The sequence below is a fragment of the Nocardia callitridis genome (assembly GCF_039543305.1).
Classification (GTDB): domain Bacteria; phylum Actinomycetota; class Actinomycetes; order Mycobacteriales; family Mycobacteriaceae; genus Nocardia; species Nocardia callitridis.
In genome coordinates, this window is record NZ_BAABJM010000008.1 from 204,368 (window position 1) to 227,932 (window position 23,565).

Here is a 23,565-nt window from a genome sequence, read left to right on the forward strand (position 1 = left end):
ACGCGGGGGCGAGTGCTTCCTCGCTGTGTTTTTGGCGGCTGGCGCCGCGTGGTTCGCGGCCCTGAGTCTCGCTGTTGAGTACCCGTTTCTTGCTCCTTCGTCGCCTACGAAACGGGCACTCAACAGCGAGACGGCCGCGAACTTACCGTACCGGTCTCGCTGCGCTCGGAACACGTGTTCGGGCGGCTCGTGGAGAGGGTTGAGTGAGGTACGGGAGGTGGTGGTTTTACCGGGTGGTCGGGGTGCGTGCCTATGGAACCGGGTGCTCGGGTAGCGAGATGGCGGTGAACTTGTTGTGCCGGTCTCGCTGACGTGCAGAAGACGTGTCTCGGCGGCTCGTGGGAAGGGTGAGTTGGGTACGGGAGTTCGCGGCTTCACCCGGTAGACGGGGCGCGCGCTCACGAAACGGATACTCGAACGCCAGACGGCCGCGAACTTGCCGTGCCGGTCTCGCTGACACTCGGAACAGGTGTTTGGGCGGCTCGTTGAGTGGCTGGGTTTTGTTGGGGTGGTGGGGGTTTCGGCAAGAGGCCGATGTGTGTGCCCGCTACTCGGCTGGGTGTGGTGGCTCGTTACTCTGCCCAGTTGTAGGTGCGTTCTACGGCTTTGTTCCAAGTCGTGAGGTATTCGTCACGTACTTCTGCCGACATGTTCGGTTCCCAGGTTTTGTCGGCTTTCCAGTTGCCGCGGATTTCGTCGGTGGTCGACCAGAAGTCGACGGCGAGGCCCGCGGCGTAGGCGGCGCCGAGGGCGGTGGTTTCGATGACGACGGGGCGCACCACGGGGACGTCGAGGATGTCGGCTTGGAATTGCATGAGTAGGTCGTTGGCTACCATGCCGCCGTCCACCTTGAGGGTGGTCAGTTCCAGGTCGAGGTTTCCGGACTCGGCGTCCGAGCGCATCGCGTCGACCACCTCGCGGGTTTGAAAAGCGGTGGACTCCAGTACCGCTCGGGCCAGATGGCCTTTTCCGATGAATCGGGTCATGCCCGCGATCACGCCGCGTGCGTCGGGTCGCCAGCGCGGTGCGAACAGGCCGGAGAACGCGGGGACGAAGTAGGCGCCGCCGTTGTCGTCGACCGTGCGGGCCAAATCCTCGATCTCGTCGGCGGATTCGATGAGTCCGAGATTGTCGCGCAGCCACTGCACCAACGAACCGGTGACCGCGATCGAGCCTTCCAACGCGTAGACCGGGTCGGTGGTGCCGAGCCGGTAACACACGGTGGTCAGCAAACCGTGTTCGCTGGTCACCGGTATCGTTCCGGTGTTGAGCAGCATGAAATTGCCTGTGCCGTAGGTGTTCTTGGCTTCGCCGGGAATCAGGCAGGCTTGCCCGAAGGTCGCCGCTTGTTGGTCGCCGAGAATGCCCGCGACGGGAATGCCCGCCAGCGGGCCCGAGGAGATTTCCGCGTACACCTCCGAGGAGCTGCGAATCTGCGGCAACATCGATTCCGGCACATCGAATTCCGTGCAGATCTGCGAATCCCATTGCAGCGTACGCAGATCCATCAGCATGGTGCGTGAGGCATTGGTGACGTCGGTGATGTGCTCGCCGGTGAGGTTCCACAGCACCCAGCTGTCCATGGTGCCGAAGCACAGGTCACCGGCCTCGGCGCGCGCACGCGCACCCGCGACATTGTCGAGGATCCAGCGCAGCTTCGGTCCGGCGAAGTACGTCGAGAGCGGCAGTCCGGTTTTCTCCTGATACCTGGAGCGCCCGATATCGCCGCCGAGTTCATCGCAGAGTCGATCGGTACGGGTGTCCTGCCAGACGATGGCGTGTGAGATCGGCTTCCCGGTCGCCCGCTCCCAGACGACGGTGGTTTCGCGCTGGTTCGTGACACCCACCGCCGCGATATCGGCGGCGGTGATCCCCGCCTTCTCCAGCACCTCGGTGATCACGGATTCGGTATTGCGCCAGATGGTTTCGGCGTCGTGCTCGACCCAGCCCGCACGCGGGAAAATCTGCTCGTGCTCGCGCTGGGCGATCTCGACGACCCGGCCGTCGCGGTCGAAGACAATGCACCGACTCGAGGTCGTTCCCTGGTCGATGGCGGCAACGTAGCGGCGCATTTGTGCAGGCTACTAAAAGAAAGCAGGCGCGGGCGACGATATCCGTAGAGTGGGCGGTGCCGGAGATCATCTCGCCGAGCGCGGAACACTGGACTAGAGTCGGCGGCATTACCAAGCAGTAGCGCTCGAGGTCGCGGTGTGGGCCGGATCGGTCTCGGTTTCGCCCAGCACGTCTGCGAGCGACTCGATCGAAATGCCCGAGCAAGACCACAACGTCGCCGGTTCTCGGCGCGGCTGGAGGAGTCGAGCATGACCATGAAACCGCACGCCCAGTTCCTCGGTCCGCAGGAACGCGTGACCGCGTGGGAGCGGCTCGGTAAAGACCATTTCGACGTGATCGTGATCGGCGGCGGTGTCGTCGGCGCCGGTATCGCGCTGGACGCGTCGACCCGAGGGTTGCGGGTCGCGTTGGTCGAGGCGCGCGACCTGGCCTCGGGGACCTCCAGCCGTTCCTCGAAGATGTTCCACGGCGGGCTGCGGTATCTGGAACAGCTCGAGTTCGGATTGGTGCGCGAAGCCCTGCACGAACGTGAGCTCTCCTTGTCGAAGCTGGCTCCGCACCTGGTGAAGCCGCTGCGTTTCCTGTATCCGCTCACCCACCGCGCGTGGGAGCGGCCGTATGTCGCGGCCGGTCTGGTTCTCTACGACAGCATGGGCGGCGCCAAATCGGTGCCAGGCCAACGGCATCTCACCCGTGCCGGCGCGCTGCGGCTGGCGCCGGGGTTGCGTCGCAGCTCGTTGATCGGTGGGGTCAGTTACTACGACACCGTCGTCGACGACGCGCGCCACACGATGACCGTCGCGCGCACTGCGGCGCACTACGGTGCGGTGATTCGCACCTCCACTCAGGTCGTCGGCTTCCTACGGGAGGCCGATCGAGTGGTCGGGGTGAAGGTGCGCGACAGTGACGACGGGCGCACCAGCGAGGTGCGCGGCCACGTGGTGATCAACTCGACCGGCGTCTGGACCGACGAGGTGCAGGCCTTGTCGCGCCAGCGCGGGCGTTTCCATGTGCGGGCGTCCAAGGGCGTGCACATCGTGGTTCCGCGCGACCGCATCGTCAGCGACGCCGCGATCATTCTGCGCACACCCACCTCGGTGTTGTTCGTGATTCCGTGGGACACGCATTGGATCATCGGCACCACCGACACCGACTGGAATCTGGACCTCGCCCACCCGGCCGCCACCAAGGCCGATATCGACTACATCTTGGACCGGGTGAACAAAGTGTTGGTCACCCCACTGACCCACGACGATATCGACGGTGTGTACGCGGGCCTGCGGCCACTGCTCGCGGGCGAGAGCGACGACACGTCGAAGTTGTCGCGCGAGCACGCGGTCGCGCGGATCGCGCCGGGGCTGGTCGGGATCGCGGGCGGCAAATACACCACCTACCGGGTGATGGCCTACGACGCCGTCGACGAGGCGGCGCAGGACATCCCGGCCAGGGTGTCGCCGTCGATCACCGAGAAGGTGCCGCTGCTGGGCGCCGACGGGTACTTCGCCTTGGTCAATCAGGCGGTGCAGTTGGCCGAGAAGTACGGCGTGCACCCGTATCGGGTGAAGTACCTGCTGAATCGGTACGGTTCGCTGATCGACGAGGTGATGTCGTTGGCGGCCGACGACCCGTCGCTCATCCAGCCGATCACCGAGGCACCGTCCTACCTTCGGTTGGAGGCGGTGTACGCCGTCGCGGCCGAGGGCGCGGTGCACCTGGACGACATTCTGGCTCGACGCACCCGAATCTCCATCGAGTACTCCGATCGCGGCGTGGCCTGCGCCGAGGAGGTCGCGCGACTGGCCGCGCCGGTACTCGGATGGGACGAGACGCAGATCCGTCGCGAGGTGGACACCTATCGCGCCAGGGTCGAGGCGGAGATCCGTTCGCAGACACAGCCCGACGACGAAGCGGCCGACGCGTTGCGCGCGGCGGCACCCGAACCGAGGCCGGAGATTTTGGAGCCCGTCCCGGTCGAGAACTGAACGCCCGTTGTGCTCCGACCGACTACGACCGCGGTAGCCGTCGCCGGTCGGCGCGGCTGCCGCGGCGGGAGACTCGTGCGAGGGAACTCGAACCATGGAGCCCCCGACCACACCGCTGCGGCGCCTCGTCGGCGTCGTGGCGGAATGTCGACCCACTTGCATGACCCGAGGTGACGTCGGTCGAGCGATCCGTACGTGCTCGACCGGATCTGTGAAAAATGGTCGCTGCTCGATCGTGGCTGCGCTCGACCAGCTCAGTCTGCGTTTCACCTGGCCGAGCGTCGGATCCCCGGCGTTCGTAGCGGATGTCGACGGTGGCCCTGCGCAATCTCGAACGCGACGGCTCGATTCACGAGCGGCACACGCCGAGGTTCCATCGCGGGAGGAGTATGCCTCGACTCATGCGGGCCGGGCGAGCGAGGAAATCGATGTCGGCAGAGCCGCTTACGGTGCCGAACCGCGGTGGCCGACCGGGGCGGCTAACGCAGTAGCGCGGTGGCGTTACCGGCCGGTGGTGTGTGGTCGCCGGAGGGCGGCGCGAGGGTGGAGTGTGGTGGCTGCGAGGGGCCGTCGGCAGGGAGCCGAGGATGCAGCAGGAAGTAGCTGAACACGACCGTGGCGAAGAGGGCTAATGCGGCGAAGGCGAGCCGGGCGGCGATCGCCACGGATAGTCGAACGGCTGTCGGTGGTGCCGCCTTCATCTTGTGCTCCTGCGCCGTGTCCGGAAACTGTCACGAAGGGTGTCGTCTCGACCGCGTGGATCATTAGCAACTGAGTGGCAAATTACAGTGTCGATACGACCATCCGTCGGCGCGGCTCGGCGTGTCGCCGGTGTGGTGGAGGGAGTCGTACTGTCGGGCGGGTGACCCAACCCGTGCGCAATGTCAGCGTGAACATCGAGTGCCCCTACGACACGGTCGCGGAATTCCTGAGCGAGCCACGGAACTTCCCCGCGTGGGCGACCGGCCTCGCCGAAGGGTTGGAACCGGGTGCATCCGATCCTCATGCCGAACCCGACGAGTGGGTGGCCGCCGCACCCGAGGGCAGGGCCTTCGTCCGTTTCACCGCACCCAACGACCTCGGCGTCGCCGATCATCAGGTGCGTTTCCCGGACGGATCTGTCGTCGCCGTGCCGTTGCGCGCGATCCCCAACGGCGCGGGCACGACGGTGATCCTCACCCTGCTGCGCCGCCCCGGTGTCGATGACGAGGAATTCGAGACCGACGCCGGGTGGGTGCGGCGAGATCTGGATACCCTGAAATCGATGCTGGAGGGTTGAGCACGGCCAGCGCATGACTGCGGGCGTTCCCGTGGCCATGGCTTCGCGGTGCGTCCCCACCGCACATCCGCACGCAACACTCCGTGCCGCTTCGCCAACCCAGGCGCCGGGTTGTCGATCGACTGGTGTTCGGTACGGTGGGCGACCCGATCGCATTGGCCCTGTTCTTCTGCGCAGCGGCAGCGGCAGCGGGATCGGAAGTCGCCGTTGTGCTTTCGGTCGTCTTCGGCGTGAATGTCAGGTACGACGCGGCGACGGTTTCCCGAGACCTATTCGCTCGTCCCCGGTGCGGGTTGGCAGCGGGGGCAGAAGTAGATGCCGCGTTCGCGGCGCGCGGTGCGGTCGCGGTCGGGCACCGATTCGCCGAGTAGCGCAACCACCAGCGGGGTGGCGCAACGTTGACAGGGCCGACGGGTCTTGCCGTAAGCCAGTGGACGCCAAGGAGGTTCGTGCGCGGCCTTGGTGAGCACGCGGTGTGCCTCGTGCACCAGCGCTGTCAGGTCGCCGACCGCGCCGACCGGGGTGGCGGGGTGGACGCGACGGAGATAGCACACCTCACTGCGGTAGATATTGCCGATGCCCGCCAGGTTTCGTTGATCGAGCAGGGCAAGGCCGATCGGTTGGTCGGTGTATCGGCGCAGGCGCCGCACCGCCTCCTCCGGGTCCCAGTTCGGCCCGAGCAGGTCGGGTCCGAGATGATCGGTCACCGTGTGTTCGTCTTCGGCGCGCAGCACTTCAACGGTGCCGAGCGAGAAACCCACCGCCTCCACGTCCTCGGTGCCGAGCACGATCCTGGCGCTCACCCTGGGTTTTGTCCAGCGCTGTCCGCAACGGAACACCCGCCACTCGCCTTCCATCTTCAAATGGGTGTGCACGCTGACGGTGGGGGTCCGGACGAACAGATGCTTGCCGTAGCTGCCGACTTCGGTCACCTGCTGACCGCGCAGATCGACCGTCGCGTACCGGGGGACCCGGAAGTCGCTGCGTGCCAACTCTTCCCCGGCCAGCGCGGCGCGCAACTTGGCCGCGGTACGAAAAACGGTGTCACCCTCGGGCATACGGCCACCCCACCTGGATGAAACTCACGGGCGACTCCGTAGTCGCAGTCCGCGTGGGGTCGAGGCGAAACCCGCCTCGGTGAGGAAATGGGCAAAGGGGTTGCCGTGCACAGTTTCTCCGTCCACGCGATCGATGACCAGCCCGTCGACACGACGGTTTCGCACCAACTCCGCCAGGGCGGTCGAAGCCTGTTGCCTGGCCGCCACCTCTTCGGTGAAGGTGAGCAGGGTTTTACCGCCACGTTCCAGGTACAGCGCCAGTTCGCCCTCGATGAGTACGACGATCGCACCAGCCTTGCGCCCCGGTCGGTGGCCGCCTTCGCCCGAGCTCTTCGGCCAATTCAGTGCGGCGCCATAAGGATTGGCGGGATCGCAGGCGGCTAGTGCGCAGACCTTCGGTTGCGGTGTCGCGCCCGAGGGGCGAGTGCGCTCGGTATCGAAGGTGCGTAGTCGGTCGACCACGTCGGTGGTGGAGAACTGGGCGCCGCCCAGCGAATCGATGAAATAGCCTCGGCGGCACCGCCCTCGGTCCTCGAACTCGGTGAGCACTCGGTACATCAGGGCGAATCCGCCGGGCACACCTTCGCTCTGCACAGCGCCCCTGGTCAGTACGCCGTAGCGCTCCAGCAACATGTCGGCGGTGGCGTGTGCGCGAACGGTGTTGTCGGACACGCGTTCCGGCAGCAGTGACCAGCGGCCCGCGACCGAAGGGGGACTGGTGCGGCTCGGCAGGCTCGGGCGGGGCAGGTAGGCGCGTCCTCGGGGGGATCGGCGCGGGGAGCGGTGTGCGGTGGTGGTGCGCGCTGTGCCGGCGAGCAATGCGCGGACCGGGGTGAAGGTGTCGCCGGAAACCATGCCCGCCCACACCAATTCCCAGAGGGAGCGGGTCACGATCGCGTCGTCGAACAAGCCTGTCGCGTCCGAGAGCTGTCGGAAGAAGTACGCGCCGCCGCCGTGCGCCGCCGCAGGAAAGTTCGGTAACGCAGGGTTGTCGGGGGCGTCCAACGGCACCGGTTCGAGGTCGTCGGTGTTCGGTGGCGGCCAGGTGGCCAGGCTCGCACCGAAGATGTTCAGCAGGCGCAGATGGGTTTCCGAGAGATCGATATCGTCGGGCGGTGTCAGGGTGAACGGCGCCTGATCGGCCAAGTGCAGTGCGACCCACCCGTCGCGCGCGGTGATCGCGCCGTGGCCCGACCAGATGACCTCGCCGCCCGCCATGAGTTCGTCCAGCATGGCGGGGGAGTAATCGCGCACTCGTTGCGGCAGCACGAGCGATTCCCAGGCCGACGCCGGAATCGCCACGCCAGCGAGCTGTTCCACAACCGCCGCTACGCCGTCGACCCCGCGTAGTTCGCCGGTGTCGACGTGTTGCCATGCCGGAAGGAATCGGCCCAACGCGGCGGTGGGTACCGGCTCGACCTCGTGGCGTGCCGCGGCGAGGGATCGGCGGCGCAGGCGACGCAGCACCTGAACGTCACACCATTCCGACCCGCTCGCCGAGGGCGTGAATTCCCCTTCCACCACCCGTTTTTCCGCGACGAGTTGATGCAGCGCCGTCGCGGCCACCGCGCTGCCGAGCCCGAATCGCGCGGCGACGGCGGCGGTGTCGAACGGGCCGTGCGTGCGGGCGAAGCGGCCGATCAGATCACCGAGTGGGTCGGCAACGGGTTCGATGAATGCCGCGGGCGTGCCGATCGGTAACGGCACCCCGAGCGCGTCGCGCAGCCGGGCGGCGTCCTCGACCGCTACCCACCAGCTGCGTCCGGCGAACGAAACCTCCAGCGCGCGGCGTGCTTTCAGCAATTCGGCGAACCATGGCCTCGGGTCCGCCAGACAACGTTGTTCGGCTTCGGCCTCGGTCAGTGGCCCGAGTAGTCGCAGCAGGTCGGCCAGCCCTTCGGCGTCGCGAGCACGGCGTTCCTCGACGCGCCGCTGCAACTCCGCTTCGATCTGCTCGATGATCTCGGTGTCGAGCAGTTCGCGGAGCTCCACTCGACCGAGCAGCTCGGCCAATAGTCCCGAGTCGAGCGAGAGTGCCGCCGCCCTGCGCTCGGCCAACGGACTGTCACCGTCGTACATGAACTGGCCGACATAGCTGAACAGCATGGCGCTGGCGAACGGTGACGGTGTCGCGGTCTCCACCTCGACCAGCCGCAACTGCCGCCGAGCCACCTTGCCGAGCAGCTCCCGTAACGCGGGCAGATCGTAGACGTCGCGCAAACACTCGCGCACGGTTTCCAACAGGATCGGGAAGTCCGGGAACTTGCGCGCCACATCAAGCAGTTGTGCGGAGCGTTGCCGTTGCTGCCACAGCGGCGCCCTGCGGCCGGGGTCGCGCCGGGGCAGGAGCAGCGCGCGCGCCGCGCATTCGCGAAATCGGGACGCGAAAAGCGCTGAGCCGCCGACTTGTTCGGTGACAATCTCGTCGATCTCGTCGGTCTCGAAGACGAACAGTTCCGCACCCGGTGGGTCGTCGGTGGTGTCGGGCAGCCGCACGACGATGCCGTCGTCGGAGGCGGTGGGCGCGGCATCCACCCCGAAGCGTTCGCGCAGTCTGGCTCCGACCGCGAGCGCCCACGGCGCGTGCGCGGGTAGGCCATAGGGCGAGTGCAGGACGAGTCGCCAGTCGCCGAGTTCGTCGCGGAATCGCTCGACCACCAGTGTCTTGTCGGTGGGCAGGTGGCCGGTTGCCGTGCGTTGATCGTCGAGCAGCGCACCGAGATTGGCGGTGGCGAAACCGTCGAGTCCTGCGGCGGCGGTGAGTTTCTCCAGATTCTTGCCGTGCTGGCCCGCTTTGCGCACGAATTCGCCCAGTGCGGCACCGAGTTCGGCGGGTCGACCGAGACCGTCGCCGTGCCAGAACGGTAGCCGTCCAGGTTGGCCGAAGGCGGGTGTCACCAGGACGCGGTCGAAGGTGATCTCCTCGATACGCCAACTCGTCGCACCCAGCGCGAAGACGTCACCGACCCGCGATTCGTACACCATTTCCTCGTCGAGTTCGCCTACCCGAGAAGCCTTTTCGCCCACCATGTACACCGCGAACATGCCGCGATCGGGAATCGCACCACCCGAGGTGACGGCGAGCCGTTGTGCGCCGGGGCGACCGGTGAGGGTGCCCGCGTCGCGGTCCCACACCAGGCGTGGCCGTAGTTCGGCGAACTCGTCGGAGGGGTAGCGGCCGGCGAGCAGGTCCAGTACCGATTCGTAGGCCGAGCGCGGCAGCGTGAGGTAGCTGCCGGTGCCGCGGACGGTGTCGAACCAGGTGTCGACGTCGACCGGTTCCAGCGCACACGCCGCGACGGTCTGCTGCGCCAGGATGTCCAGCGGGTGCGCCGGGATCTGGATCGCCTCGATCTGCCCGGTGGCCATCCGCTGCGCAGCGACCGCGCAGCCGATGACGTCGGTGCGGTGTTTGGGAAACAGCACGCCGCGCGAGATCTCGCCGACCTGGTGGCCCGCGCGGCCGATCCGCTGCAGGCCACTCGCCACCGAGGGCGGGGCCTCCACCTGCACGACCAGGTCCACCGCGCCCATGTCGATGCCGAGTTCGAGACTGCTGGTCGCGACGACGCAGCGCAGCCGCCCGCTCTTCAGATCGTCCTCGATGAGTGCGCGCTGCTCCTTGCTCACCGAGCCGTGGTGTGCCCTGGCCAACAACGCGTCGGCGCCGTGCACGACCTCGGTGGACGGTCCGAGTTGAGCGGGCGGTTTGTGCTCGGTGGGCACCGGCTGTTCCAGCCGCACGGCGTAGGCCTCGTTGAGTCGGGCGGTGAGTCGTTCGGCCAGTCGGCGTGAGTTCGCGAACACGATCGAGGAGCGATGGTCGAGGACGAGATCGACGATGGCCTCGTCGACGTGCGGCCAGATCGAGCCGGGTTGATCGGAGTCGCCCGGTTCGGTCATGTCGGCGACCGGCACCCGCACCGACAGGTCGAAGGTCTTCGGTGCGGGCGGCGACACGATGGTGATCGGGGCCTTGCCCACCAGAAACCGGCCGACTTCCGCCGGCGGACGCACCGTGGCCGACAACCCGATGCGTTGCGCGGGACGTTCGGTCAGCTGATCGAGCCTGGCCAGCGACAACGCCAGGTGCGCTCCGCGTTTGGAACCCGCGATCGCGTGCACCTCGTCGACGATCACCGTGTGCACGGTGCGCAGGGTTTCGCGTGCCGCCGAGGTGAGCATGAGGAACAACGACTCGGGGGTGGTGATGAGGATGTCGGGGGGTGTGCGCTGCATCGAGCGTCGCGCCGCCGGGCTGGTGTCGCCCGAACGCACGCCGACACTGATCTCGGGCGCGGGCAACCCCAGGCGTTTGGCCGTTTGGGTGACGCCGACCAGCGGCGCACGCAGATTGCGCTCCACATCCACCGCGAGTGCCTTCAGCGGTGACACATACAGCACCGACGTGCCCGACCGCTCGACGGTTTCCCGTGTCGAGAGCTGATCGATCGCCCACAGGAAGGCCGAGAGCGTCTTACCCGAGCCGGTGGGCGCGATGACCAGGGTGTGTTCCCGTGCCGCGATGGCCTGCCACGCACCGAGCTGAGCGGGTGTCGGCGCGGGGAAGGCGCCGTCGAACCACTCCTGGGTCGCGGGGGAGAACTGGGCCATGAGATCAGTCTGCACCCGCCCACCGACACGGCGGCGTGTGCGCGCCGTTCGCCTTGGGCGAAGAACGAGCTACCGAAGCGTGCGGCGGCGTCGTACGCTTCGGTGCGTGCGGAAGGTGCTCAGACTCGACCTGGTCAGCCACGGACTGACCGAGGCGATGCGCAAGGCGCGGTTTCCGGTCGACGAGCCGCTGACCGAGTCGGGACTCGACCTGCTCGCCGAGTCGACACCGTTGCGCGCCGAGCGGGTATTTGCCGGCCCCGAACGGCGCACCGTCGAGACCGCGGTGGCACTGGGTTTGACCGCGCAGGAGGATATGCGCCTGCGCGACCTCGATGCGGGGGCATGGCGCGGCGGCGAACTGGTCTCGCTGCCGGAGGACGAGCTGCACGCCTGGCTGACCGATCCGACCTTCCGCGGCCACGGCGGCGAATCGGTGGTCGACGTGATCGAACGCACCAGGCTGTGGATGGCGCAGGTGGTCGAGCAAGACGCGTCCACCATCGCGGTCACCCACCCCGCCGTGGTGCGTTCGGCGATGCTGATCACCCTGGACGCCCCGCCGAAGTCGTTCTGGCGCATCGATATCCCGCCGGGCAGCGTCACCCGGTTGCATTTTCGTGGCCAGTGGACCCTGCACTTCACCGCCTGATCGGCATTAGTGTGCGAAACCATGGGTAACAACAACGAGTCGCGGCGGCGCGGTCTGGCCATCGGCTGCGGCGGGGCGCGCGCGGCGAATTCCGCGACCCGGTCCTGAGGGCCCCGAGCGGGCTGACCGTGGCCTCATCGCGGCCACGGTCGACTGATTGGTGCGCGCGCACCCGCTCGGGCTATTGTTCGACGCATCGGCGCTGATCCGGCCATCACCGGGGAGCCTCCGGAACAACAGCACCGCCTTGCCGAGTGTGCTCAGTAGAACCGGACGTCGGCCGCACGTCATCGCGGTACAACGAGCGGCGCGCCACGGTGCGCAAGCGGGGTGGTACCGCGGGCTCTCAGATCACCTGGGTTGCTTCGTCCCCGCACAGGTTCACCTCACCCAACCTGTGCGACATCGGAGGAGCACCATGGCCAGCAGCGATCGTCCCGTGTCACCGTTCGACGCCCTGCCCGCACGCATCGATCTCCCGGCCAACGAGTCGAAGATCATCCAGTGGTGGAACGAGCGGGAGATCTTCGCGCGCAGTCTCGAACAGACCGCGGGCGGTCCTAGGTGGGGATTCTTCGAGGGGCCGCCGACCGCCAACGGTTCGCCGGGTGTGCACCACATCGAGGCCCGCGTCTTCAAGGACGTGTTCCCGCGTTTCAAGACCATGAAGGGCCACTCGGTCGCGCGGCAGGCGGGCTGGGACTGCCACGGTCTTCCGGTCGAGTTGGCGGTGGAAAAAGAGCTCGGTCTGAACGGCAAGCCGCAGATCGAAGAGTTCGGTATCGCCGAGTTCAACGCGCGTTGCCGGGCGTCGGTGATGCGCCACGTCGGCGAGTTCGAGCAGCTCACCGAGCGCATGGGGTACTGGATCGACCTCGAACACCCGTACACCACCATGTCGCCGGAATACATCGACAGCGTGTGGTGGTCGCTGCGACAGATCTTCGACGGCGGACTGCTCACCGAGGATTTCCGGGTGGCGCCGTATTGCCCGCGCTGCGGCACCACGCTGTCGGATCATGAACTGGCACAGGGCTATGAGACCGTGACCGACGCCTCGGTGTATTTGCGGTTGCCGCTGATCGAACCGCTCGCGGGCATCGAGAACGTCGAGCTGCTGATCTGGACGACGACACCGTGGACGCTGCCAGCGAATACCGCGGTCGCGGTGAATCCGTCGATCACCTATGTCGTCGCGCGCACCGAGAAGGGCACCTTCCTCGTCGCCGAACCGCTGCTTGCCGACGTACTCGGCGAGGATGTCGAGCGGCTGGCCACGGTGCGTGGCGACGAACTCACCGGCCTGCGCTACCGTGCCCCCTTCGCTCTGGTGGACATCCCGAACGCGCACATCGTGGTCACCGCCGATTACGTCACCACCGCCGACGGCACCGGGCTTGTCCACCAGTCACCGGCTTTCGGCGCCGACGACCTGATCGTGTGCCGTGCCAACGGTCTTCCCGTGATCAATCCGATCGCCGCCGACGGCACCTTCTTCGCCGAGACCCCGCTGATCGGCGGCACCTTCTTCAAGGACGCCGACCCCGTCCTGATCGCGGACCTCGAGCAGCGCGGATTGTTGTTCCGCCGCACGGATTTCGAGCACAGTTACCCACACTGCTGGCGCTGCCACACGCGCCTGATGTATTACGCGCAGCCGTCCTGGTACATCAGGACCACGGCGGTGGGTGCGCAGTTACGCCGCGAGAACGAGCGGACGAACTGGTTCCCGGAGACCGTGAAGCACGGGCGGTTCGGCAATTGGCTCGACAACAATATCGACTGGGCGCTGTCGCGTAGCCGGTATTGGGGCACGCCACTTCCGTTGTGGCGCTGCGACAACGGGCATGTCACCGCCGTCGGTTCGCGCGCGGAACTGGCCCGCCACGCCGGTGCCGAGGTCGCCGACATCGATCCGCACCGGCCCTACATCGACGCGGTGGTCTTCGCCTGCCCGGAGTGCGGTGCGCAGGCGTCGCGGGTGCCCGAGGTGATCGACGCCTGGTACGACTCGGGGTCGATGCCGTTCGCCTCCCTGGGGTATCCGCACGTGCCGGGCAGTGTCGAGAAATTCGAACGCGACTATCCCGCGCAGTACATCTGCGAGGCGATCGATCAGACGCGCGGCTGGTTCTACACCCTGATGGCGGTGGGCACCTTGGTGTTCGACCGCTCGTCGTACGAGAACGTGGTGTGCCTCGGGCACATTTTGGCCGAGGACGGCCGCAAGATGAGCAAGCATCTCGGCAATGTGCTCGCGCCGATCCCGCTGATGGAAGAACACGGCGCCGACGCGCTGCGGTGGTTCATGGCTTGTTCGGGGTCGCCGTGGTCGGCGCGCAGGGTCGGGCCCGGCCCGTTGGACGAGATCACCCGTCGGCTGCTGATGACCTACTGGAGCACCGCGTCGTTCTTCGCCCTGTACGCGAGCAATTCCGCGTGGGATCCGCACGCCGCGAACCCGGTCGCGCGGCGGCAGGTGCTCGACCGCTGGATCCTCAGCGAGCTGCACGTCCTCACCGGCGAGGTGGACGCGCGGCTCGAGTCCTACGACACCGCCGGCGCGGGCAGGCTGTTGTCGGAATTCATCGACACCCTGTCGAATTGGTATGTGCGCCGGTCCAGGCAGCGGTTCTGGTCCGGTGAGCAGGACGCCTTGTCGACGTTGTTCGAGTGCCTCGATGTCTGCACCCGGCTGCTCGCCCCGTTCGTCCCGTTCATCACCGAGGAGATCTGGCGCTCGGTGGTGCGTCCCGGCAATCAGGACGCGCCGGAGTCGGTGCACCTCGCGCGGTGGCCGGTCGCCGACGTCGCGGTGATCGATGCGGCGCTCGGCGTGCATGTGCGTACTGCGCAGGCGCTCGCGGAGGCGGGGCGGGCCGCACGCAAGACCAGCAAGATCCGGGTGCGCCAACCACTTGCCACGGCCTACGTCGGTTTGCCGCCGGGCGTCGAGCTGCCCGACGATCTGCTCGCGGATGTCGCCGAGGAACTCAATGTCAAGAGTCTCGATCGGTTGCAGTCGGCGGCGGCGGTGCTCGATGTGAGTGTGAAGGCGAATTTCCGTGCGCTGGGTAAGCGTTTCGGCAAGCAGACCCAGTCGGTCGCGAACGCCGTGCACGCGGCCGATCCGGTGCGGTTGGTCGAGCAACTGCGCGACACCGGCACCAGTTCGATCGCGTTCGAGGACACCACGATCACGCTCGAACCGGACGAGGTGATCGTCTCGGAGTTGCCGCGCAGCGGGTGGGTTGTCGAATCGCAGCGTGGTGTCACCATCGCGCTCGATATCGCGATCACGCCGGAATTGGCGCGGGAGGGTGTGGCTCGCGATGTGGTGCGAGTGGTCCAGAACGCCCGGCGGGACGCGGGTTTCGAGGTGTCGGATCGGATCGCGCTGACCGTCGCCGCCGCCGACGACGTGCTTGCGACCGTGCGCAAGCACGAGGGGTTCATCGCCGAGGAGACCCTCGCTACGTCGACGACGCTCGTCGACTCCGTCACAGAGGGTTTCGAGGGAACGGTCGGCGAGGGCGCCGAGATCACGGTGCGCGTCGCGAAAGTGTGACACCACGCCGCGCTGACACGGTGGCGTCAGCGCGGTCCGTGCCCCCAATTACTCGGTCATCTCAGACACCCAATGTTGCTGAGCAACACCATGGGTGGCGCTGAGCTGGCATTTTTCACCACAGGTCGATTTGCTGTGCGCGAGAGCTGATCCGAGGACACTTCTTTTCCTTCGGTGGGTATGCGTACAGTAAATGTCATCGGTGCGGACCACTTCAGATCAAGGGAGCCGACGGGGATGGCCCAGGTTGACGAAAGGCGAACGCTGCGCGAAGAAATCGCGGCGTTCTATGCCGGTTTCGGTCAGCCTGACGCACTCCGTACCGCGTTCCACGAGGCGCCGCTGTTGGTGCCACTCACCGACGACGACCGGGTCTCGTTGTCCAACGTGGGCGGCATCGATTGGTTGTGTGCCTTCACCGGCATCGAGGAGTACGCCAAGTACATGACCGCACGTGGCTATCTTCTGGCGGGCGGCATCCAAGCCGACCGCGAGTACCGCTACCACTCGCTGCTCGGGTCGCAGCTGGTGGCGTACGCGCAGTCACGTGCGGAGCCGACGGGTATTTCGATCGACGCGGTGAGTTCCGCGCCGATGGCATTCCCACCGGACGTGTCCGACATCGACTGAACGAGTGCAGGAATCGGGGAGGGGATATGGCCGAGCAGGTCAAGGTCGACCCCGCGGTGCTGAAGCAGGCCGCGGACGGTATCGAGGCGACGATCGGTGAACTGTCGACCCTCGGCATCAGCGAGACCGGCAATATGGGTCGCGGGTTCTCGTTGCTGACGATGTCCACGCTGGAAGTGGGCAAGCACACCGTGCAGAAGTCGTTCGAGGAGTTCACCGAACGGTGGTCGTGGGGTGTGCGCGACCTGGTGCAGAGCGGTAACACGATCGCGCAGGTGCTCGGTCTCGCGGCGGGTCGTTATGACGAGATGGAGAATCTGGCCGAGGGGACCTTCAAGCAGATGTGGACGCACCTCGCGGGCAACCCGCACCTGAGCGAGGACGAGATCACCAAGCGGTCGTGGGGCGACACCTTCTCCGACAACGCTTTCAACCACATTCGCAACGCGGATTACAGCCAGGAGTCCTTCGAAAAGGCCGGGCAGAAGATGCAGACGAACCTCGAGGTGGTCAAGGAGGTCGGCCCGCAGGCGTTGGCGAACGTGAGCCCGCTCGGCGGTCTTGCCATGGGTGAGACTCCCGGCTACGACACCGGTGCCGCGGAGCGTGCGGCCGAGATCATGAAGGAGCGAGGGGGACAGTAGCCATGGGTCTCGGCGACTTCCTCAACGGTGTCGGTGACGCGATCGAAGACGGCGTAGAGAACGTCGTCGAGGGCGCGGGGGAAATCATCGATGACGGCTTGGACGTGCTGTCCGACGGTGCGGAGGCCATCGGTCTCGACGGCGTCAGCGAGGCACTCGACGATTTCGGCGACGAGGTCGCCTCGGCCACCGGCGGCGATGTCGAGGAGCGCGAACTCGGCGAATCCGAAGATCCCAAGGAGCTGATTCTCGGCGATCCCGCCGATATCGGTTCCCGGGTGGACACGTTGGGCAGGATGTCGGCCGCACTCGAGTCGACCGGCGACGCACTGGCGAAGATCGATGCGGGCGAGTGGGTCGGCGACGGTGCCGAAGCCTTCGACCGAGCCTATGACAAGCAGCCGAGGTTGTGGTTCGACGGTGCCGACGCCATGGAGGGTGCCGCGAAGGCGATGGACGCCTGGCACAACGAGGTCGACACCGCGCAGAAGAAGGCGGCCGACGCCATCGCGAAATGGAAGGCCGCCCGCGACGAGGAGGTCAGGCAGAAGACCTGGTGGAATTCGCTGACCGGCGAGCAGCAGGCGCAGACCACACTGGTCGATACCTGGAGTGGGCTGCAGCAGGAGGCGCGCGACATTCTCCGCGGCGCCCGCACCCAGCGCGACAACGGCGCCTCGATCGCGGTGAGCGCTATCGCCGCCGCGACCGCGAAAGCGCCGGAGGAGCCCCCGTTTTCCGAGCGGATGCTCGACAACATCACCGATCTGAAGGGCGTGTTCGATCACGGGTTGTTGAACTTCACCTCGGGTCTGCTCACCAGTCTCACCGGCATAGTGCAGTTCGTCAGGCAGGTGAACCCGCTCGACATCTACAACATCACCCACCCCGCCGAGTACGCGTCCGGATTATCCGATCTTGGCACGGGATTGGTTGTCGCGGCGGCGGATCCCGGTGCCGCCGTGTCTACGTTCCTCTCCGAGGCGCGGGACAATCCCTTCAACTTCGCCGGGGCGTTGACCGGTGACGCGTTGCTGGGCCTGGCTACCGGCGGCGGCGGTACCGCAGTGTCCGCGGCGAAGAAACTCAAAGATCTCGCGAAGGTGGGCTCGAAGGCGGCACACGGGCTGGAGCGGGTCGGGGGCGCGCCCAGGGTCCCGGAAATCCACCCGTCGCACCCCGATGCTCCGACGCCACACGCTCCGGAACCCGGTGCGGGTTCTGCGCATACCGATCCCGGCCATGCACACGACCCGGACCCGATCGACGCCGGTTCGCACCCCGACGGTCCGGCGCAGCGCCACGACGAGGGTGATCCCGGCAGCCTCCCGCATGAACAATCTGGTTCGCACGGGACACCGGAGCACCACACCAAAACCGACCACGACGACGCCGGTGGGCCTTACCACGAAAACAACCAGGGACCGGTCCGGCATGTGGATCCCGATCCCGCGCCGACTCCGCATGCGGACCCGGAGCGCCCTCCGGTGTCGCACGCCGACCCCGACCATTCGCCTGCGTCGCACGCCGATCCCGATCGTCCGTCGCCCTCGCACGCGGACCCGGATCCCGCGCGCGGGAACCCGGAGCGCCCTCCGGTGTCGCACTCGAACCCCGAACCGAGTGCGCATTCGAGTCCCGAACGTCCCGTGTCGCACCCCGATGCGCCACAGAACCCACACGCGAGCCCGGAACATCCTGTGTCGCATGCTGACTCGCCGCGGAACCCGGCGACACATCCGAACACGCACACCGACGGTGCCCAGGATGCCCCACAAGCGAGGCCGGAACACACCGCACCACATCAGGATTCCCACTCGAACGCCGAGCACAACGCCAACCGCTCCGACCACCCCGGCTCCGAGCAGGGTTCGCGCACCGACCACGAGAACCCGTCCGATCCCGCCGGTTCCGAACACGGTCAGCGCACCGATCGCGACGCTCCCGCACCCCACCACCCCGAACCCGAACACACCCCAACTGATCGTTATCCCGATGAGGGAAAGCCGGATCCCGACCAGACACCGCCGGTTCGACCGGATGACGGTAATCCGACCGGGCATACGAACCACGAAGGACCGAGCCAGCACGGGCCCGATTCCACCACCACACGCACCGATCCCGGTGCCGCGCCGGGCGTCTACTCGAATGCGGGTCCGCACGCGGGATCGCCCACGAGTCCGACGGCCAATGCCGAGGTGAAGACTCCGGGCCCGCGCCAGGATGCCGGTCCGGCACCGACGACGCGCGCGCATCCCGACCTCGCCAGCGCGGCACGCGCCCACCCGGATTCCCGTGCGATACCGCGCATGACTCCGCAGACCCCGGCCAGAAGCGCGCCGGGAGCGAATTCGCACCACGCACCGGACGCCCGCCAGCACCCGGAGGCACCGTCATCGAATCGCCATGATTCGGACCACAACTCGTCACAGACACCCCACACCCCCGAAAACGGGCAGGGCCACCACGATCCCGGATCGCGCACGCCGCACCATGATTCGGAGAACTCGAGCCCCCACGACCGTTCGACCAGGCCCGATGACTACGAGCCCCGCGACAACGGTCGACAGCACGACTCGCATCGGGACGCGGACAATTCCACTGATCGCGGCGGACGCGACCATACGCGCGAACCGGACCACGACTCGAACGGGCGCGATTCACGCGACGGCGAGCAACGGCAGGATCATCGCCCGCACGATTCGGACAGGCACACCGACCGCCCGGACGGCCGCGAGCACCGTCCGCACGATCCGCATCGCGACCCGGATAACCCCGCCGATCGTGACGGCGGACGCGACCGCACGCGCGAGCAGGACCACGACTCGAACGGACGCGGCGATCGCGACGCGCACGATCGAGGGAATCGTCCTGATTACCGTCCGCACGATCCGCATCGCGACGTCGACAATCCCACCGAACACGGCCGACACGACCGCGAATCGGGGCGCGACTCCAACGGTGGACGCCTACCGCATGATTCGGACACGCCCGGCGATCGCGATCAGGATCATCGGCCACACGATTCTGATCAGCACCCGCGCGACCATGATCCCGACCAAGACCAACCGACCGCGCACGACCGCGCCGACGCCGACGCCGGTGCGCACGAGCACGCGCGCGAATCGGGGGCGGAGTCCGACCGCACGCCGGAGCAGAAGACCTGCTCCACCGACCCGGTGGACATCAGCACCGGCGAATTCCTGCTGCCCGAAACGGATATCGAGCTGCCGGGTGTGCTGGCGTTGGCCCTGCATCGCTCGCACCATTCGAACTATCGCTTCGGGCGATGGTTCGGCCCGTCCTGGTCGGCGACTGTGGACGTGCGCGTCATCGTCGAAGTCGACGGCGTCACCTTCGTCGGCGAGGACGGGATCATGCTGGCCTACCCGCACGCCGAGGCGGGGGTGCCGGTCGCTCCGCTCACCCGGGGTCAGCACTGGTCGTTGACCCGCACCGAGGCGGGTGGGTACCGCGTTCTGGATCAGCGCAGGGAGCTGATCTGGCATTTCGCACCCGAACTCGGCCTCGACGGGATCGAGGCCAGGCTCGGTAATTTCGCGCTCTCGGCGATCACCGATCGCCACCACAACCGCGTGCGTTTCCACTACGACCATGACGGCGTGCCCGTCGAGGTGTCACATTCGGGCGGATACCGGGTGCGCGTCGACAGCCAGGCCGGACGTATCACCGGGCTCGCGCTCGTCACCGACGAACCCGAGCTGGGGGAGTTCGCCACCGCGCTGCGTGAATTCGGTTATGCCGAAGGAGAATTGGTCTCGGTCGCCGACGGCGGCGCAGCTGTCACCCGCTATACCTACGACGACGAACACCGGATGACCTCCTGGCTCGACAGCAACGGCAACCGGATGGTCAACACTTACGACGAGTTCGGCCGTGTGGTGCACCAGCGCGGCACGGCGGGAATCCTGAACTGCGACTACGACTACCGCGAATTGCCAGAGGGCGCGGGACGTCTCACCACCGTCACCGACTCGCTCGGTGCGAGCACCACGCACGGATTCGATCGGGAGCTACAACTGCGGGACCTGCGCGACCCCACGGGTCGGCCCACGCACATCGATTACAACGCCGACCGCAAGCCGTTGACCATCGTCGCCTCGGACGGCGCGCGGACCAGCTACACCTACAACAGTGTCGGCGACGCGACGAAAGTCGCACACCCGGACGGTAGTTCGACCGAGATCGAATATCTGTGGCGCAATCGTCCGTCGACGATCACCGCGCCCGACGGTGCGGTGTCACGCCTGGAGTGGTCCGAGGAGGGTGATCTGGCCGCCACCGTCGATCCGGCCGGGACGCGCACCGAGTACACCTATCACTTCAACGGCGCGCTCGCCACGGTCGAGGCGAACGGAACCCGCACGGCTGTCCGTGTCAACGGCGCGGGCCTGCCCGTCGAGGTCACGGCGCCCGACGGCGCCGTCACCCGCATTCGTCGCGACGCCATGGGCCGCGCGGTCGAGGTCACCGATCCGCTAGGGGCGGTGACGCGGTACGAGTGGACGCCAACCGGTCACCTGTTGCGCCGCCGCGACCCCGACGGCCGCACCGACTCGTGGACCTACGACGGCGAAGGCAACGTACGCACGCACCTCGACCGTGCGGGTGGTAGGACCGAATTCACCTATGGCGCTTTCGATCTCCTGCACGAGCGGACAAGCACCGACGGCGCCGTCACCCGATTCTCCTGGGACACCGAGCGTCGCGTCACGACCGTCCACAACCCGATCGGGCAGAACTGGGTCTACGAATACGACGCGGCAGGCAGTGCGAGCGCCGAAACCGACTACACCGGGGCCACCACGCGCTATACCCACGACCGGGGCGGCCGGATCGCCACCGTCGCCTCGGCGGCGGGCACCGTGCGACACCATCACTACGACATCCTCGGTCGGCTCACCGAGATCAGCACCGATGCCGACGAGTGGATTCGCTATACCTACGATCGCGGCGGTCGCACCCGTACCGCGGTCAACGGGGTGGGTGCCGATGTCACCCACGCCCTCGAATTCGCATACACCGCAACCGGTTCGCTCGCCAGCGTGCAGCGTGACGGTGCCCTGGCGCTGGAGTTCGACTACGACCGGCGCGGACACCGCAGCAGGCGCACCGCCGCGAGCGGCAACGTCACCACCTGGCATCACGACATCCTCGGCCGCCCCGACCGGATCGGCGCCGACGGCCACGATGTCAGCTTCGAACACGACCGGCTCGGGCGGCTGATCGGTTGGCGTGTCGGCGAAGTCGCTGTCACCCGTGAACTCACCGAGGCTGGTCGGGTCGCCCACCAGGAGGTGACGGCCTTTCCCGCCGCGGCCTTGTCGCTCGATCTCGGGCCCGCCACCCGTCCTGAACCTCGCCGGCTGCGCCGCGACGAATTCGCCTACCGGCACGACGGTTACCTCACCGCGCAGACCGTCGACCGATCGGCGACCGCGCCGGCGCGCCGCGATTTCGATCTCGACCCCGCCGGTCGCGTCACCACGATCGCCGAGAACGGCACGCCCGTCGAGCACTACACCTACGATCAGCTCGCCAACGTCACCAGCGGTCGCGCTGAACGCGCGGCGGCACAGGCCGATTCCGGCGATGGGCACCGCGAGTACCGCGACAATCTCCTCATCCGCGACGGCAGAACCCGCTACCACTACGACCGCTGCGGCCGCCTCATCCGCAAGACCACCACCCGCCTGTCGCGCAAACCCGAGGTATGGCACTACCGCTACAACGGCTTCGACCAGCTCACCGACGTGTGGACCCCCGACCGTCAGTGGTGGCGCTACACCTACGACGCCCTCGGTCGCCGCACCACCAAGCAACGCCTCGGCACCGACGGTGCCGTCCTCGAGCACGTCGACTACCTGTGGGACGGAAGCCATCTCATCGAGCAGACGAGCGCGGAATCCACCACCCGCTGGCAATACCAGCCCGGCTCGCACACCCCTCTCACCCAAACCACCGCCCGAGACGCGGTCGACCGCGAGTTCTTCGCGATCATCACCGACCTGGTCGGCACCCCGACCGAGCTGATCGACGCGACCACCGGCGACACAACCGGAGTGGCGGAGAGCGATTTATGGGGACGCACGGTGTGGCGCGGAACGGCCAGTACACCCCTGCGCTTCCCCGGGCAGATCGATGATCCCGAATCCGGCCTCCACTACAACCACCACCGGTACTACGACCCCGAGACCGCCCGCTATCTCACGCAAGATCCTCTAGGACTTGACCCCGCACCGAACCCGAATACCTATGTGCACAATCCCACCACGTGGCTCGATCCGCTGGGGCTCATGTGCAAGGAGTTCAACACCAACGGCAAGCACTTGTCCGACAAGAATCCCGTTCCACCCAAAATCAGAGAACAGTACGAGGAGATTCACGCGGGTAATGGCACGCCGCGGATTGATCCAGCCACTCATCAGCAGACTGTGCATGAAGGCAGGCAGCTTTCACCCAGACAGCGTTCCCAATGGGCCGGTTCACTCGAATGGGACGTTCCGGGAACGAGGCACAGGATTCTCGAGCGACCGGACGGGCTCTTCGGATACGTTCTGGACCATGATTACCGGGCTCCGTTCCTCTTTCCTGGACCCTGGTACCCCGAGGGAGGTAAAATCCCGCAGCGGCTGGGTAAATAACTGTCGTGGTGGTAATGGAAGGGGTAGGTTGAGCTTCGAAAACCGTAGTCGGCCTGAGCGTCACACTGAGCGGTATGCCTTGTATTTGGAAGACAGTGACACCGTCGTATGCCGGGCAATAGATTGCTTGGGATTCTTCGGTTCTTCGTCCGCCGATCACGCGATCGAATTACGGTTGATCGGCGCGAGGCCAGTAGATGACCTGGCGTGGCAGGAATTGAATACACGGCGACGGGATACCTCTGTGGGAAACGTCGAGCTGTTGTTGCTCGATCGAGCGGATAATCCGATAGGCCGATACTTCATCGCGGACGTCGAAACAAAAGTCTTGCCGGCTGGGGAATCGGGCCATGATGCGAGCGGAGTTCGCCGCGATATCGTGCTCTCCGGCAGCATGTGG

The 23,565-nt window shown here is 66.7% G+C and carries 11 protein-coding genes; 7 read left to right on the forward strand and 4 right to left on the reverse strand.

Going from position 1 to position 23,565, the window contains the following annotated elements:
- Nucleotides 1-572 precede the first annotated feature (572 nt).
- Complete coding sequence (glpK, locus tag ABEA50_RS28590; protein WP_345499417.1) at nt 573-2,072, reverse strand: glycerol kinase GlpK; 1,500 nt, start codon at nt 2,070-2,072, stop codon at nt 573-575.
- Nucleotides 2,073-2,321: 249 nt separating this feature from the next.
- Here glpK and ABEA50_RS28595 point away from each other — a divergent pair, with 249 nt between their 5' ends.
- The gene (locus ABEA50_RS28595) at nt 2,322-4,055 is read left to right on the forward strand and encodes a glycerol-3-phosphate dehydrogenase/oxidase (RefSeq protein WP_345499418.1); all 1,734 of its coding nucleotides are present in this window, start codon (nt 2,322-2,324) and stop codon (nt 4,053-4,055) included.
- A 479-nt stretch (nt 4,056-4,534) separates the two neighbouring features.
- On the opposite strand, the gene ABEA50_RS28600 is transcribed toward ABEA50_RS28595, so the two are convergent.
- A complete protein-coding gene (locus tag ABEA50_RS28600; protein ID WP_345499420.1) occupies nt 4,535-4,756 on the reverse strand; it encodes a hypothetical protein in 222 nt (73 codons plus the stop codon).
- 161 nt (nt 4,757-4,917) lie between these two features.
- Here ABEA50_RS28600 and ABEA50_RS28605 point away from each other — a divergent pair, with 161 nt between their 5' ends.
- A complete protein-coding gene (locus tag ABEA50_RS28605) occupies nt 4,918-5,334 on the forward strand; it encodes an SRPBCC family protein (RefSeq protein WP_345499422.1) in 417 nt (138 codons plus the stop codon).
- A 269-nt stretch (nt 5,335-5,603) separates the two neighbouring features.
- On the opposite strand, the gene ABEA50_RS28610 is transcribed toward ABEA50_RS28605, so the two are convergent.
- Both ABEA50_RS28610 and ABEA50_RS28615 read right to left on the reverse strand, forming a co-directional pair.
- Nucleotides 5,604-6,392 (reverse strand): DNA-formamidopyrimidine glycosylase family protein, encoded by a 789-nt coding sequence (locus ABEA50_RS28610; RefSeq protein WP_345499423.1) that lies wholly within the window; start codon nt 6,390-6,392, stop codon nt 5,604-5,606.
- A 24-nt stretch (nt 6,393-6,416) separates the two neighbouring features.
- Complete coding sequence (locus tag ABEA50_RS28615) at nt 6,417-11,006, reverse strand: ATP-dependent helicase (protein ID WP_345499567.1); 4,590 nt, start codon at nt 11,004-11,006, stop codon at nt 6,417-6,419.
- A gap of 106 nt (nt 11,007-11,112) precedes the next feature.
- Here ABEA50_RS28615 and ABEA50_RS28620 point away from each other — a divergent pair, with 106 nt between their 5' ends.
- From ABEA50_RS28620 to ABEA50_RS28640, 5 genes are all read left to right on the forward strand, one after another.
- Nucleotides 11,113-11,658: a histidine phosphatase family protein gene (locus ABEA50_RS28620; protein ID WP_345499425.1), complete on the forward strand. Its 546-nt coding sequence runs from the start codon at nt 11,113-11,115 to the stop codon at nt 11,656-11,658.
- A gap of 418 nt (nt 11,659-12,076) precedes the next feature.
- Nucleotides 12,077-15,226 (forward strand): isoleucine--tRNA ligase, encoded by a 3,150-nt coding sequence (gene ileS / locus ABEA50_RS28625; protein ID WP_345499426.1) that lies wholly within the window; start codon nt 12,077-12,079, stop codon nt 15,224-15,226.
- Nucleotides 15,227-15,463: 237 nt separating this feature from the next.
- Nucleotides 15,464-15,856: a hypothetical protein gene (locus tag ABEA50_RS28630; protein ID WP_345499427.1), complete on the forward strand. Its 393-nt coding sequence runs from the start codon at nt 15,464-15,466 to the stop codon at nt 15,854-15,856.
- A 26-nt stretch (nt 15,857-15,882) separates the two neighbouring features.
- Complete coding sequence (locus ABEA50_RS28635) at nt 15,883-16,500, forward strand: hypothetical protein (RefSeq protein WP_345499428.1); 618 nt, start codon at nt 15,883-15,885, stop codon at nt 16,498-16,500.
- Nucleotides 16,501-16,502: 2 nt separating this feature from the next.
- Nucleotides 16,503-23,165 (forward strand): putative T7SS-secreted protein, encoded by a 6,663-nt coding sequence (locus ABEA50_RS28640; RefSeq protein ID WP_345499429.1) that lies wholly within the window; start codon nt 16,503-16,505, stop codon nt 23,163-23,165.
- The last annotated feature ends 400 nt before the right edge of the window (nt 23,166-23,565 follow it).